Annotated in this window: 12 protein-coding genes; 11 read left to right on the top strand and 1 reads right to left on the bottom strand. The window is 75.5% G+C overall.

Annotated features, from left to right (window positions below; genetic code table 11):
• Position 1 precedes the first annotated feature (1 nt).
• From bioD to MW084_RS22065, 6 genes are all read left to right on the top strand, one after another.
• A complete protein-coding gene (bioD, locus tag MW084_RS22095; RefSeq protein ID WP_010474396.1) occupies positions 2–721 on the top strand; it encodes a dethiobiotin synthase in 720 nt (239 codons plus the stop codon).
• 102 nt (positions 722–823) lie between these two features.
• Positions 824–1,168 (top strand): VOC family protein, encoded by a 345-nt coding sequence (locus MW084_RS22090; protein WP_010474397.1) that lies wholly within the window; start codon positions 824–826, stop codon positions 1,166–1,168.
• Between the two features lie 68 nt (positions 1,169–1,236).
• Positions 1,237–1,914 carry a class I SAM-dependent methyltransferase gene (locus MW084_RS22085; protein ID WP_010474398.1) on the top strand — a complete coding sequence of 226 codons (678 nt, stop codon included), beginning with the start codon at positions 1,237–1,239 and terminating at the stop codon, positions 1,912–1,914.
• A 531-nt stretch (positions 1,915–2,445) separates the two neighbouring features.
• A complete protein-coding gene (locus MW084_RS22075) occupies positions 2,446–3,864 on the top strand; it encodes a hemolysin family protein (protein WP_010474400.1) in 1,419 nt (472 codons plus the stop codon).
• Complete coding sequence (locus MW084_RS22070) at positions 3,861–4,877, top strand: hemolysin family protein (RefSeq protein ID WP_010474401.1); 1,017 nt, start codon at positions 3,861–3,863, stop codon at positions 4,875–4,877. Before MW084_RS22075 ends, MW084_RS22070 begins: the two co-directional genes overlap by 4 nt.
• Before the next feature lie 124 nt (positions 4,878–5,001).
• Entirely contained in the window at positions 5,002–5,781 is a 780-nt protein-coding gene (locus tag MW084_RS22065) for an SGNH/GDSL hydrolase family protein (RefSeq protein ID WP_010474402.1), read from the top strand.
• A 257-nt stretch (positions 5,782–6,038) separates the two neighbouring features.
• Here MW084_RS22065 and MW084_RS22060 read toward each other — a convergent pair whose 3' ends face one another.
• The gene (locus MW084_RS22060) at positions 6,039–7,025 is read right to left on the bottom strand and encodes a hypothetical protein (RefSeq protein ID WP_010474404.1); all 987 of its coding nucleotides are present in this window, start codon (positions 7,023–7,025) and stop codon (positions 6,039–6,041) included.
• A 184-nt stretch (positions 7,026–7,209) separates the two neighbouring features.
• Between MW084_RS22060 and MW084_RS22055 the strand changes: the two genes are divergently transcribed.
• The 5 genes from MW084_RS22055 to purB all read left to right on the top strand — a co-directional run bounded on the left by MW084_RS22055 (position 7,210) and on the right by purB (position 14,305).
• Positions 7,210–7,488 carry a heavy-metal-associated domain-containing protein gene (locus tag MW084_RS22055; RefSeq protein WP_010474405.1) on the top strand — a complete coding sequence of 93 codons (279 nt, stop codon included), beginning with the start codon at positions 7,210–7,212 and terminating at the stop codon, positions 7,486–7,488.
• A gap of 81 nt (positions 7,489–7,569) precedes the next feature.
• Positions 7,570–9,840 carry a heavy metal translocating P-type ATPase gene (locus MW084_RS22050; RefSeq protein ID WP_010474407.1) on the top strand — a complete coding sequence of 757 codons (2,271 nt, stop codon included), beginning with the start codon at positions 7,570–7,572 and terminating at the stop codon, positions 9,838–9,840.
• Between the two features lie 105 nt (positions 9,841–9,945).
• Entirely contained in the window at positions 9,946–10,227 is a 282-nt protein-coding gene (locus tag MW084_RS22045; RefSeq protein ID WP_010474409.1) for a metal-sensitive transcriptional regulator, read from the top strand.
• Between the two features lie 757 nt (positions 10,228–10,984).
• Entirely contained in the window at positions 10,985–12,436 is a 1,452-nt protein-coding gene (locus MW084_RS22040; protein ID WP_029553794.1) for an MFS transporter, read from the top strand.
• A 435-nt stretch (positions 12,437–12,871) separates the two neighbouring features.
• Positions 12,872–14,305, top strand: a complete 1,434-nt coding sequence (gene purB / locus MW084_RS22035; RefSeq protein ID WP_010473656.1) for an adenylosuccinate lyase — start codon at positions 12,872–12,874, stop codon at positions 14,303–14,305.

Below are 14,305 nucleotides of genomic sequence, written 5' to 3'. Positions count from 1 at the left end.
CATGCCGGTCGTGGTGGTGAGTGGAACGGGCACGGAGATCGGCAAGACGGTCGTCACGGCGGCCGTCGCGGCGGCCGCGCGGGCCGCGGGCCGTTCGGTGGCCGTGCTGAAGCCCGCGCAGACGGGCGTCGGGCCGGGCGAGCGGGGCGACGCCGACGAGGTCGTACGGCTCGCCGGGCCCGGGGTGACCGGGCGGGAGCTGGCCCGGTTCCCCGAGCCGCTGGCCCCGGAGACGGCCGCCCGGCGGGCCGGGATGACGCCGGTCGGGCCGGACGAGGTGGCGGAGGCGGCACGGGAGCTGGCCGCCGGGCACGACCTGGTGCTCGTCGAGGGCGCGGGCGGGCTGCTGGTCCGGTACGACGCGCGGGGCGGCACCCTCGCGGACGCGGCGCAGCTGCTGGGCGCGCCGGTGCTGGTGGTCGCCGCGGCGGGGCTCGGCACGCTCAACCTGGCCGCGCTGACCGGCGAGGCGCTGCGCGCACGCGGCCTGACGCAGCTCGGCCTGGTCGTGGGGAGCTGGCCGAAGGCGCCGGGGACGGCCGAGCGGTGCAACCTGACGGACCTGCCGGCCTCGGCGGGCGCCCCGCTGCTGGGCGCGGTCCCCGAGGGGGCCGGCGCCCTGCCCCCCGCGGCCTTCCGGGCGGCGGCGCCGGGCTGGCTGGCGCCGGAGCTGGACGGGACGTGGGAAGCGGAGGCGTTCGCGCGGGCCGTCGGCGCCTGAACGCGGGCGCGCACGCCCCGGGCCGGCGGCCCCGGAATCCGGGGTGCGGGCGCGGACGTCCGGTCCCCGCGGGCCGGGCGTCCGCCGTCTACGCTGGCCGGTATGCGAGCGACCGTCAGCGAGATCGTGTTCGACTGCGCGGACCCCGCCGCCCTGGCGCGGTTCTGGGCCGGGCTGCTGGGCGGCGATCCGGTGGACCGGGACCCGGACTGGTCGTACGTGGACCCGCCCGGCTTCGTGCGGGTGGCGTTCCAGCGGGTGCCGGAGGGCAGGTCCGCGAAGAACCGGCTGCACCTGGACCTGAGCGGCGGGGACGTGGAGAGCGCCGCCGAACGGGCGGTCGCCCTGGGGGCCGTGCGGGTCGGCGGATTCGTACGGGACGCGTACGGGGGATTCCGGGTGATGCGCGACCCGGAGGGCAACGAGTTCTGCTTCGTCAGCGGCTGACGGGCTCACGGCGGGCGCCCGCGCCCGTGTCCGCCCGATCGGCCGAACACCGCCGAAGGAGGTCCGCGATGAGGGAACGGCGTGCGGGGACCGGCCCGGGCACCGTGGACCACCCCCTGTTCGCGCGCCTGTACGCGCGGCTGGGCGCCGCCGCCGACAGGGGCGGGTTCGGCGAGCTGCGGAGGGAGCTGCTGGACGGGCTGTCCGGGCGGATCGTCGAGGTGGGGGCGGGCAACGGCCTGAACTTCCCGCACTATCCGGCGGCCGTGTCCGGGGTCGTCGCGGTCGAGCCGGACCGGGTGCTGCGGCGGCTCGCCGCGCGGGAGGCGCCGGGGGTGCGGACGCCGGTGGACGTGGTGGCGGGGACGGCGGAGGCGCTGCCGCTCGGGGACGGGGCGTTCGACGGCGCCGTCGTGTCGCTGGTGCTGTGCAGCGTGCGGGACGTGCGCGGGTCCCTGGCGGAGCTGCGGCGGGTCCTCAGGCCGGGCGGTGAGCTGCGGTTCCTGGAGCACGGCCTCGCGCCGGGGCGGGTGGCGGCGGCGGTGCAGCGGGGCGTGGACGCCACCGTGTGGCCGCGGCTGTTCGGCGGCTGCCACACGGCGCGGGACCCGCTGGCCGGGATCGGGGCGGCCGGGTTCGAGGTCGTCACGTACCGGAGGCTGCGGATTCCGGAACGGGGCGTTCCGCTGCCGGCGTCGCCGATCGTCCTGGGCGTCGCGCGGCGGCCCCCGTCCGGTGCCGCCTGAGCCGGCCGGGCCCGCAGCCGCGCAGGTGGGCCGGGGAGAGCCGGGTGCGGGCACCGCCGGTGACGAAGGCGTTGACCGGGGCCATGGGGTCGGCGGCCATCGCCTTGGCGAACAGGACGCCGAGCGCGAGGGGCAGCAGGGCGCCGGCGAAAGCCGCGCCGAACGCGGCGAGCTGCTCCGGTTCGACGCGGCGGCGGGTCGGTGCACAGGTCATGGGGGCCAGCCAACCGGCGCGGTGGCGCCCCGGGCATCCGCCGGGGTACTCAGGCGCCCCGCCCGCGGTGTACTCACCCGCCCCGGGGCGTCCGGCGCCGCGAACGGCGCCCCGGGAGCGGCCGGCCGGCGGGGCGCGCCGGTCGCGGACCGGACCTGCCGCCGTTTTGCTGGTCCTTTACCATGGGTGGACGATTCCGACCGCATACGAAAGGTGTGTGAGCGTCCGCCCATGGGCGAGCCTCCCAGTAGCACGACCGGCCATCGACACCGCGCGATCACCACTCCTCCGACCGGCCACGGGGCGGGGGTGAACCGATGACGGAAGTGCTGCTGCTCCTCCTGGCGCTGCTGCTCGCGCTGGCGTGCGGCGTGTTCGTCGCGGCCGAGTTCTCCCTCACCACGGTCGAGCGGGCCACGCTGGAGCGGGCGGCGGAACGCGGCGAGCGCGGCGCCCCGGGCGCCCTGAAGGCCGTACGGTCGCTCACGTTCCAGCTCTCCGGCGCGCAGCTCGGCATCACGGTGACCAACCTGATCGTCGGCATGCTCGCCGAACCGTCCGTCGCCCGGCTGATCAGCGGGCCGGTCCGGGACCTCGGCGCCTCCCCGTCCGTCGCCTCCTCACTGGCGCTGGTGATCGGCACGGCCCTGTCGACGGTGGTCCTGATGGTCGTCGGCGAACTGGTGCCGAAGAACTGGGCCATCTCCTCGCCGCTGGCGGTGGCGAAGGTCGTGGCGACTCCGCAGCGGGTGTTCAGCGCCGCCTTCAAGCCGCTGATCAGCCACCTCAACAACACCGCCAACCACATGGTGCGCCGCCTGGGCATGGAGCCCGCCGAGGAACTGGCGTCGGCGCGCGGACCGCAGGAACTGGTCGCGCTGGCCCGCCACTCCGCGAAGGCGGGCGCACTGGAACCGGACACCGCCGAGCTGTTCGTCCGTACGCTCAACCTGGCCGAGCTGACCGCCGAGAACGTGATGACGCCGCGCGTCCAGGTCATCGCCCTGGAGTCGCGGGCCACCGCGGAGGACGTCGCCAACGCGACCCGCGCGACCGGCCTGTCCCGTTTCCCCGTCTACCGCGGCAGCCTGGACACCGTCATCGGCACCGCCCACATCAAGGACGTCCTCACCGTGCCCGCCGAGTGGCGCCACCGCACCCCGGTGGTCGAGCTGCTGCGCGAACCGGTCCTGGTGCCGGAGAGCCTCACCGTGGACCGGCTGCTCGACCGGATGCACGGCAAGGCCACCATGGCCGTCGTCATCGACGAGTACGGCGGCACGGCCGGGATCGTGACGATGGAGGACATCCTGGAGGAGGTCGTCGGCGAGGTGCGCGACGAACACGACCCGCACGAGACGCCCGACCTGGCGCGGACCGGCGAGGACGCCGACGGGCGCGCCCTGTGGTCCGCCGACGGGGCCGCCCGCACCGACCAGCTGCGGTCGATCGGGCTGGACGTCCCGGAGGGCCCGTACGAGACGCTCGCCGGGCTCGTCGCGACGGTGCTGGGCCGCATCCCGAAGGCCGGGGACACCGTCGAGGTGTCCGGCTGGCTGCTGGACGTGACCGACGCCTCGGGGCGCCGGGCGGCGCGCGTCGCGCTGCGCGCCCCCGCGCCGGGCGAGGAGCCGGGGAGGGCCGCCGGCCGGGAGGGCCCCGGCGCTCCCGGCGCGCCGGAGTTCCCGGGCGCTCCGGGCGCCTCGGGCGCCCTGGGTGAGGGGAGGGACCGGTGATCGCCGTCCAGTTGCTGATCGGCTTCCTGACGCTGGTCCTCAACGCGTTCTTCGTCGGCGCGGAGTTCGCCCTCATCTCCGTCCGCCGCAGCCAGGTCGAGCCGCAGGCCCAGGCCGGCGACCGCAGGGCGCGCAGCGTCCTGTGGGGGCTGGAGCACGTGTCGGCGCTGCTGGCCGCCGCCCAGCTCGGCATCACCCTGGCGACGCTGGTCCTCGGCATCGTCGCGGAGCCGGCCATCGCCCACCTGCTGGAGCCGCTGTTCGGCGCGGTCGGCGTGCCCCACGGCCTGGTCCACCCGATCTCGTTCGTGATCGCCCTGACCGTGGCCACCTACCTGCACATGCTGCTGGGCGAGATGGTCCCGAAGAACATCGCCCTCGCCGAGCCGGTCCGCACGGCGCTGCTGCTCGGCCCGCCGCTGGTGGCGCTGGCGCGGGCGCTGCGCCCGGTGATCTTCACGATCAACGCGTTCGCCAACGCGCTGCTGAAGCTGCTGCGGGTGGAGACGCGCGACGAGGTCACGGCGACGTTCTCGGACGACGAGCTGGCCCGGATGGTCACCGACGCCGGCGACGCCGGCCTGCTCGACGACCGCGCGGCCGAGCGGCTGCACGACGTGCTGGAACTGGGCCGGCGCCCGGTGCGCGACGTGGTCATGCCGCTGGAACGGGTCGTGTACGTGCAGGTCGGCGCCACGCCGGACGAGGTGGAGCGGCTCTCCGCGCGGTCCGGGTTCTCCCGTTTCCCCGTGGTGGACCCCTCCCGCCGCATCCTGGGCTACCTCCACGTCAAGGACGCGCTGGACGTCATACCGCGCGACCAGCCGTTCCCGGTGTCGGCGATGCGCCCGATCGCCCGGGTGCGGGCCTCGACCCCGCTGGACGACGTGCTGACGGCGATGCGCCGCAGCCGCACGCACCTGGCGGCCGTCCTCGACGACGACGGACGGCTGGCCGGGCTGGTCACGATGGAGGACGTGCTGCGGGAGCTGGTGGGCGGCCCGGCCTCCTGACGCCCGCGGCGGTCGGCCGCGACCGCTCCCGGACCGTGTTCCGGAGGCGGTCGCGGCCCGCCCGCGATCGTGCGCGGATACCCGGTGGGGGTGTCCGCGCGCACCGCGATACGATCACTCCGCCATGGAGACCGACACCACCTGCACGAGCCTCGTAGCGTTGGGCGACAGCTTCACCGAGGGCATGTCGGACCTGCTGCCCGACGGGTCCTACCGGGGCTGGGCCGACCTCCTCGCGGGCCGCCTCGCCGCCCGCACGCCCGGCTTCCGGTACGCCAACCTCGCGGTGCGCGGCAAGCTCATCGCCCAGATCGTCGACGAGCAGGTGGGCCCGGCCGCCGGAATGGGCGCCGACGTGGTCACGCTGGTCGGCGGGCTCAACGACGCCCTGCGCCCCTCCTGCGACATGGGCCGCGTGCGCGCCCGGCTGGAGGAGGCCGTCGAACGGCTGGCGCCCTCGTGCAGGCGGCTCGTGCTGATGCGCAGCCCCGGCCGGCGCGGCCCGGTGCTGGAGCGCCTGCGCCCGCGGATGGAGGAGCTGTTCGCGCACCTCGACTCCCTCGCCGCGAGGCACGGCGCGCTCGTCGTCGACCTGTACGGGGCACCCGTACTGGGCGACCCCCGCCTGTGGGACGTGGACCGGCTCCACCTGACGGCGGAGGGGCACCGGCGGGTGGCCGAGGCCGTCTGGCAGGCGCTCGGCATGGAGCCCGAGGAGGACTGGCGGGCCCCCCTGCCGCCGCAGGTGCCGGGACCGTGGGCGGAACGGCGCCTGAGCGACCTGCGGTTCGCCCGGCGGCACCTGGCCCCGTGGGTCGTGCGGCGGCTGACCGGCCGCTCGTCCGGCGACGGCCTCCCGGCGAAGCACCCCGAACTCCTGCCGTACCGCAGCCCCGCGGTGTGACCGCCGGGCCGGGCGGCGCGACCCGCGCCCGCCCGCCTCGCGGGAGGGCGTGAACCGGGGCGGGGCGCCGGTCCGCGGAGACCGCCGGCGGGAACCCGCCCGGCCTCCCCGCCGCCCGGTCTCTCCACCGCCCGGCCTCCCCGCCCGGCCTCTCCACCGTCCGCTGCGCCCCGCCCGGACGCGCGGACGGGGCGGGGCCCGGCGCCGGCCGTCCTCCGGCGCCGCCTCCCGGCGGGAGGGCCCCGGCGGTCGCCGGATCAGTGGTGCTCGGCGCCGGTGTGGTGCTCGTGCCCACCGGTGGCAGGGGCGGGACGGTCGGCGGCGGGGCGGTCGGCGGTGGAGAGGGTGAAGGCGGCGGTGCGGACGGTGCCCCGGTGCTTGAAGTCGAGGAAGAGGCGGTACGCACCCGGGGTGGGGGCGGTGGCCGTGAAGGAGACGGCCGGGCCGGGCCGGGTGGTCCCGTCGCCCGGTTCGCCTCCGGGGTGCACGTGCAGGTAGGCGAGGTCTCCCGCGCGCAGGGCGACCAGGTGGCCGTAGGCGCCGAGGTACGGCTCCAGGTCGGTGACGGGCCTGCCGTCCTTCGCGACGCGGAGCGTCAGACCGGTCGCCTTGCCGGCCGCGAGCGTGCCGTCGAGGGTGACGGTGTAGCCGTCGACCTCGGCCGCGGCCTTCTGCGGCGGCAGCTCGCGGGGCCGGTAGGGGCCCGCGACGGCGAGGTCCGCGCCGAGGGTGAGGGGCCGGGCGCCCCGTCCGGCGGGGGTGAAGTCGGCGAAGACGCGGTAGTCACCCGCCGCCGGCAGGTCGACGGGGGTGCTCCAGGTCCCGTCCGGCCCGAGGACGGGGTGCAGGTGGCGGAAGGTGTTCAGGTCGCGTGAGGCGACGATGAGGTGCAGGTCCTTGTCGTGGGACCTGACGTAGCCGGTGACGGCTTCGCCGGTCTCGTCCCTGACGGCGAAGCGCAGCGGGGTCTTCCCGCCGGCGGCCAGGCGCGGGGTCAGCAGGTCGAGGGTGTAGCCGTCCTGCGAGACCTGCAGCCCTCCCGGGGTGCTCCCGCCCGGGGCGGGGGACGTCCGTCCGGTGTGCCGGTCGCCGTGGTCCATCGCGTCGTCCTTCCGGTGGGCGGCGTGCGGGGCGCCCGGGGTCCTGTCGGTGAGCGGGTCGGCTGCCGCCCCCATGCCGTAGGCGCCGGTGAAGGCCAGGGCGAGGGCCGCACCGTAGAGGCCGGTCCTGACTGCGGTGTTCATGGTGCTCTCCCGTGTCGTGCGCGGGCCGGAACGGCGCGCTGAATGTCTCGACCCATCAGAGCATACCCCTGGGGGGTATAAAAGCAATGCGGCGGCAGGTTTGCTTTTCATACGGGGCGGGGGTATATCTGGATCAGCCAAAGATACCCCCACGGGGTATCAAGCCCTACGGTTGGAGAACCACATGTCCTCGTCCTGCTGCTCCCCGAACAACACCTGCTCCACCTCCGCGCCCGCGGGCGCGGACGGCGTCCGCACCGTGTACACGGTGACGGGCATGACCTGCGGCCACTGCAAGGACGCGATCACCAAGGCGCTCGGCTCCGTGGACGGCGTCAGCGGCGTCGAGGTGGACCTCGCCTCCGGCCTGGTCACCGTGGTCGGCGCCGCCGACCCCGACGACCGGGTGATCGCCGCCGCCGTGGAGGGCGCCGGCTACGAGGTCACCGGCCGAGCGGCCTGATCCGCCTCCTTCCCCGCTTCCTCCTTCCGGGCCCGCCGGGGCCGTAGAGGCCCCGGCCGTCCCCCGCCACCAGGAGCACGTATGAGCACTGCCACCACCACCGTCGCCACCACCGGCACCGCCCAGGTCGAGCTCGCCATCGGCGGCATGACCTGCGCCTCGTGTGCGGCCCGGATCGAGAAGAAGCTCAACCGCATGGACGGGGTGAGCGCGACGGTCAACTACGCCACCGAGAAGGCCAAGGTCACCTTCGACGCATCGATCCCGGTCGCGGACCTGATCGGCACGGTCGAGGCCACCGGTTACACCGCCCGCGAGCCCGAACCGCCCCGGCCGGATTCCGGCACGCCCGCGGGCGACGCGGGGCGGGACGGGGACGACGGGTCGCGATCGCTGCGTCAGCGCCTGGTCACCGCCGTACTGCTGTCCGTGCCGGTCGTCGCGATGGCGATGATCCCGCCGCTCCAGTTCGAGTACTGGCAGTGGCTCTCCCTCACCCTCGCCGCGCCCGTGGTCACCTACGCCGCCTGGCCGTTCCACCGCGCTGCCTGGACCAACCTCCGGCACGGCGCCGCCACCATGGACACCCTGATCTCCCTGGGCACCTCGGCCGCGTTCCTGTGGTCGCTGTGGGCGCTGTTCCTCGGCACCGCGGGCACGCCCGGGATGACGCACCCGTTCGAGTTCACCATCGCCCGCAGCGACGGGGCGGGCAACATCTACCTGGAGGCCGCCGCCGGTGTCACCGCCTTCATCCTGGCCGGCCGGTACTTCGAGGCCCGCTCCAAGCGCAAGGCGGGCGCCGCGCTGAAGGCGCTGCTGGAACTCGGCGCGAAGGACGTCGCCGTGCTGCGCGGCGGACGCGAGGAACGCATCCCCACGGCCGAGCTGCGGGTGGGTGACCGGTTCGTCGTCCGGCCCGGCGAGAAGATCGCCACGGACGGCACGGTCGTGGAGGGCACCTCCGCCGTCGACGCCTCCATGCTGACCGGTGAGTCCGTGCCCGTCGAGGTCGCCGTCGGCGACACCGTCACCGGGGCGACCGTCAACGCGGGCGGCCGCCTCGTCGTCGAGGCGACCCGGGTGGGCGCCGACACCCAGCTCGCCCGGATGGCGAGGCTCGTCGAGGACGCCCAGAACGGCAAGGCCGCCGCCCAGCGCCTCGCCGACCGGATCTCCGCCGTGTTCGTCCCCGTCGTCATCGCCCTGGCCCTGGGCACGCTCGGGTTCTGGCTGGGCAACGGCGCGGGCGCGGCCGCCGCGTTCACCGCGGCCGTCGCCGTGCTGATCATCGCCTGCCCGTGCGCCCTGGGCCTGGCCACGCCCACCGCGCTGATGGTCGGCACCGGCCGCGGCGCCCAGCTCGGCATCCTCATCAAGGGCCCCGAGGTGCTGGAGAACACCCGCAGGGTCGACACCGTCGTCCTGGACAAGACCGGCACCGTCACCACCGGCCGGATGACCCTCCTGGCCGTCCACACCGCGAAGGGCACCGACAACACCGAGGCCCTGCGCCTGGCCGGGGCCCTGGAGCACGCCTCCGAGCACCCCATCGCCCGGGCCGTCGCCACCGCCGCCGCCGACGCCGGGGACCTGCCGGCCCCCGAGGACTTCGCGAACCTCCCCGGCCTCGGCGTCCAGGGGATCGTCGAGGGCCGCGCCGTCCTCGTCGGCCGCGAGAAGCTGCTCGCCGAATGGTCCATCACCCTGCCCACCCCCCTGAAAGAGGCCAAGGACCAAGCCGAGGCAGCGGGCCGCACCGCGATCGCCGTCGCCTGGGACGGCCAGGCCCGCGCGGTCCTGGAAGTCGCCGACGCCGTCAAGGACACCAGCGCCGAAGCCATCGCCCGCCTCAAGGCCCTCGGTCTCACGCCGATCCTGCTGACCGGGGACAACCGGGCCGTCGCCGAAGCGGTGGCCGCCGAGGTCGGCATCGAACGGGTCATCGCCGAGGTGATGCCCGAGGAGAAGGTCGGCGTCGTCGAGCGCCTGCAGGGCGAGGGCCGTACCGTCGCCATGGTCGGGGACGGCGTCAACGACGCGGCCGCCCTGGCCCGGGCCGACCTCGGCCTGGCGATGGGCACCGGCACCGACGCCGCGATCGAAGCCGGCGACCTGACGCTCGTACGGGGCGACCTGCGCGCCGCCGCCGACGCGATCCGCCTCTCCCGCCGCACCCTCGCCACCATCAAGTCCAACCTCTTCTGGGCGTTCGGCTACAACGTCGCCGCCCTCCCCCTGGCCGCGGCCGGCCTGCTCAACCCGATGATCGCGGGCGCCGCCATGGCCTTCTCCTCGGTCTTCGTCGTCGGCAACAGCCTGCGCCTGCGCTCCTTCCGCGCCGGCTCCTGAACCCCCCGCCCTCACGTGCTCCGCCCGGCCTCCCGGGCGGAGCACGCCGCCTCGCCCCGTCGTCACACCTCCACCCCCTCGGGGTGAACAGTGGAAGGAATCGCCGTGCACGGTTACACCGCCGACAAGGACGACGTCCTCAATCGACTGCGCCGCATCGAGGGCCAGGTGCGGGGCCTGCAGCGCCTGGTCGAGGAGGACACCTACTGCGTCGACGTCCTCACCCAGGTCGGTGCCGCCACCAGGGCGCTGCAGGCCTTCGCCCTGACGATGCTCGACGACCACCTGCGGTCCTGCGTGGCCGACGCCCTCGCACGGGGCGGCGACCGGGCCGAGGAGAAGATCACCGAGGCGTCCCAGGCGATCGCCCGCATGGTCCGTTCCTGAACGGTCACGGCCCGGCCCGGACGGCTGCCGGTGCCCTGCTCGCCGGTGCCGGGCGGCGGCACGTGGCGCGGTTCCTCGCGCCCGGCGCCCCTGCAGCGCCGCGGCGGCCCGTGGAGGGGCGATCGCGGCCGGGTCTCCGTCCGGCGGAGATCCCGGAAGCCGCCTCCGGGTAGGCCGGCGTCCTGTGCGGATGCGGTCCGGCCGGTACACGGTGGCCGGGGCGGTCCGACCGGAGGGCGGGGGTCCGGGNGCGATCACCCGCCCCGCGCCCCGGCCCGCACGCCGGCACCCGGTAGCGGAGTGCGCGGGGCCACCACGGTCGCGGACACGGCCCGGCGAGGCGGGGGGGGGACGGGACTTCCGGGAGCCGAGAGCCACCGAACCCTCAGGTACGGCCCGGTACTCACCTCCGGCCCGGTACTCACCTCCGGCCCGGTACTCACCTCCGGCCCGGTACTCACCTCCGGCCCGCCAGGCCCCTCCGCGGACGCGGCCTGGCGCCCACCGCCCCCCTGGGCGGCCCTTCCGCGGACCACCGCGGGCGCGGCGGGTGGCGGGTAGGGACGGGTGCGTCCCGAAGGGTCTTTCGGCGCCCGTTCCGCCGGGCCGCCCGGGATCGCACCGCGAGCGGGCTCGTCCACCGGCGGCGTGGATCCGGACACCCCCCCGATTGAGAAATACCCCCCAGGGGTATAGCGTTCCCTTATCGAAGTCATACCCCCCAGGGGTATGAAAGGTTCCATCTCCGGGAGCAGTCATGCCAACCGTCAATCCACGCCGCTGGTGGGCCCTCGGGGTGCTCGCCGCCGCCCAGTTCATGGTGATCATGGACACGTCGATCATCGGCGTGGCGCTGCCCGAGATGCAGCGCGACCTGGGGTTCTCCCAGGGGGATCTGCAGTGGGTGTTCAACGCCTACGTCATCGCCTTCGGCGGCCTGCTCCTGCTGGGCGGCCGCCTGTCCGACCTGCTGGGGGCCCGGAAGGTGTTCGTGGCTGGCTGGGTGGTCCTGATCGTCGGCTCCGTGGCGGCGGCCGCCGCCCAGAGCGCGTGGGTGGAGGTGGTGGGCCGCGCCGTGCAGGGAGTGGGCGGCGCGCTGATCGCGCCCGCGTCGATGACGCTGCTGATGATGCTCTTCGGCCACAACCCCAGGGAGCTGGGCAAGGCCCTGGCCCTGTACGGCGCGGCGGCCCCGGCCGGCGGCACGGCGGGGGTCTTCCTCGGCGGAGTGTTCACCGAGTGGGCGAGCTGGCCGTGGGTGTTCGTCATCTACGTCCCGATCGGAATCGCCACCCTGCTCGCCACCGGCCTGCTGCCGGCCGTCGCCGCCCGCCGCGGCGGCGGTGTGGACGTCCTCGGGGCGGCGGCCGTCACCGCCGGGCTCGCCCTCACCGTCTTCACCGTGGTCCGCGCCCCCGAGACCGGCTGGGCGACGGCGCGGACGGTCCTCCAACTGCTCGCCGGACTGGGCCTGCTGGTCGTGTTCGTCCTCATCCAGCGCTCCGCGAGGTCGCCGCTGATGCCGCTCGGCATCTGGCGCACCCCCGGACTCGGCGTCTCCAACCTGGCGATGGCGCTGCTGGGGGCGGCCTGGATCCCGATGTGGTACTTCCTCAACCTCTACCTCCAGCAGGTCCTCGGCTACGGCGCCTTCGCCTCCGGCGCGGCCCTGCTGCCGATGACCGGTCTGCTGATGGTCCTCATGACCACCGTCAGCGCCCGCCTGCTCGGCCGCTTCGGCCCCAAGCCGCTCATCACCGGCGGTCTGCTGGTCCTGGCCGCCGGCCTGGTGTGGCTCTCGGCCGCCCGCCCGACCGGCAGCTTCGCCGTCGACGTCCTGCCCGCCTCGCTGGTGGCGGCCCTGGGCATGGCGCTCGCCTACATCCCGACCCTGATGGCGGCCATGTCCGCCGCCCCGCAGGAGCAGGCCGGCCTCGCCTCGGGCATCGTCAACACCACCTACCAGGTCGGCTCCGCCCTCGGTCTCGCCGCCCTGACCGCGCTCGCCACCTCGCGGGGCGCGGGAGCCCTCGGCGACCTGACCGCCCTCACCGACGGGTTCAGCGCGGCGTTCCTCTCCGCCGCCGGCATCGCCGCCGCGGGCGCCCTGGCCACCCTCGCCCTCATGCGGGGCGGGCCGCAGGGCCCGCCGGCCGAAGCCGCCGCCGACGACGACCGGGCCGTACGGCGCCAGCACGCCGGGAACTGACCGGCCGTGGAGCAGGAGGGCCCGCCGTCGCCGCCGGCGGGCCCTCGCCGCGCCGGTACGCGCTCCGGCGGCCGAAGCCGCCGCGCNCCGNNNCGGCGCCCGCGGCCGGGTGCGTCCCGGAGGCCGGACACCGGCGGCACCGCCGCCGCCCCGCCGGACGGGCACGCCGGGACGGACGGGGTGCCCGTCCGGCGCCGGGGAGCAGCCCCGGGAGCGCGCCGACCGGGGNGCGGTCGCGGGGCGGGACCGCGAGGGCGGCCCCCCCCGTGCGCCCGGCCGGCCNNCCGCCCGGGCCACGACCCCCGCGCGGGTCCGGCGCCCCCGGCGGAAGGGCGCCGGGCCGGGCGGCGCGGCCCGGCGCCCGTCCTCCTCGTAGGAAGGCACGAACCGGGGCGGGGCGCCGGCCTGCGGAAACCGCCAGTAGAATCGGTCCACGTGACTGCCAAGCCCCGCATCCCCAATGTCCTCGCCGGCCGCTACGCCTCCGCCGAGCTCGCCGTCCTCTGGTCTCCCGAGCAGAAGGTGCGGCTGGAGCGCCGCCTGTGGCTCGCCGTGCTGCGCGCCCAGAAGGACCTCGGGATCGAGGTGCCCGACGCCGCCCTCGCCGACTACGAGCGGGTCCTGGACCAGGTGGACCTGGCGTCGATCGCCGAGCGGGAGAAGGTCACGCGGCACGACGTGAAGGCCCGGATCGAGGAGTTCAACGCCCTCGCCGGACACGAGCAGGTCCACAAGGGCATGACCTCGCGCGACCTGACGGAGAACGTCGAGCAGTTGCAGGTCCGGCTCTCCCTGGAGCTGGTGCGGGACCGCACCGTCGCCGTGCTGGCGCGGCTCGGGAAGCTGGCGGCGGAGTACGGCGAGCTGGTCGTCGCGGGCCGGTCGCACAACGTGGCCGCGCAGGCCACGACGCTCGGCAAGCGCTTCGCGACCGCCGCGGACGAGCTGCTCGTCGCGTACGCGCGACTGGAGGAGCTGCTGGAGCGCTACCCGCTGCGCGGTGTGAAGGGACCGGTCGGCACGGCGCAGGACATGCTGGACCTGCTGGGCGGCGACGCGTCGAAGCTGGCCGAGCTGGAGCGGCGGATCGCCTCGCACCTCGGCTTCGCGCACGCCTTCACCTCCGTCGGCCAGGTCTACCCGCGCTCCCTGGACTACGAGGTCGTGACGGCACTGGTGCAGCTGGCCGGCGCCCCGTCGTCGCTGGCGAAGACGATCCGCCTGATGGCGGGCCACGAGCTGGTGACCGAGGGCTTCAAGCCGGGTCAGGTCGGCTCGTCCGCGATGCCGCACAAGATGAACACCCGCTCCTGCGAGCGCGTCAACGGCCTGATGGTGGTCCTGCGGGGCTACGCCTCGATGGTCGGCGAGCTCGCCGGCGACCAGTGGAACGAGGGCGACGTGTCCTGCTCGGTGGTGCGCCGGGTCGCGCTGCCGGACGCGTTCTTCGCGTTCGACGGGCTGCTGGAGACGTTCCTCACCGTGCTGGACGAGTTCGGCGCGTTCCCCGCGGTCGTCGCGCGGGAGCTCGACCGGTACCTGCCGTTCCTGGCGACCACCAAGGTGCTGATGGCGTCGGTGCGGGCCGGGGTGGGACGCGAGGTGGCCCACGAGGCCATCAAGGAGCACGCCGTCGCCTCCGCGCTGGCCATGCGCGAGCGGGGCGCCGAGCGCAACGAGCTGCTGGACAGGCTCGCGGCGGACGAGCGGATCCCGCTGGACCGCGCCGGACTGGACGCGCTGATGGCCGACAAGCTGTCCTTCACGGGCGCGGCCGCCGACCAGGTGGGCGCCGTGGTGGCGCGGATCGGGGAGATCGCCGAGCGGCACCCGCGGGCCGCCGCCTACGCGCCGGGCGCCATCCTCTGA

The organism is Streptomyces sudanensis (genome assembly GCF_023614315.1).
Lineage (GTDB): Bacteria > Actinomycetota > Actinomycetes > Streptomycetales > Streptomycetaceae > Streptomyces > Streptomyces sudanensis.
This window is presented reverse-complemented; position numbering and strand designations above follow the sequence as displayed.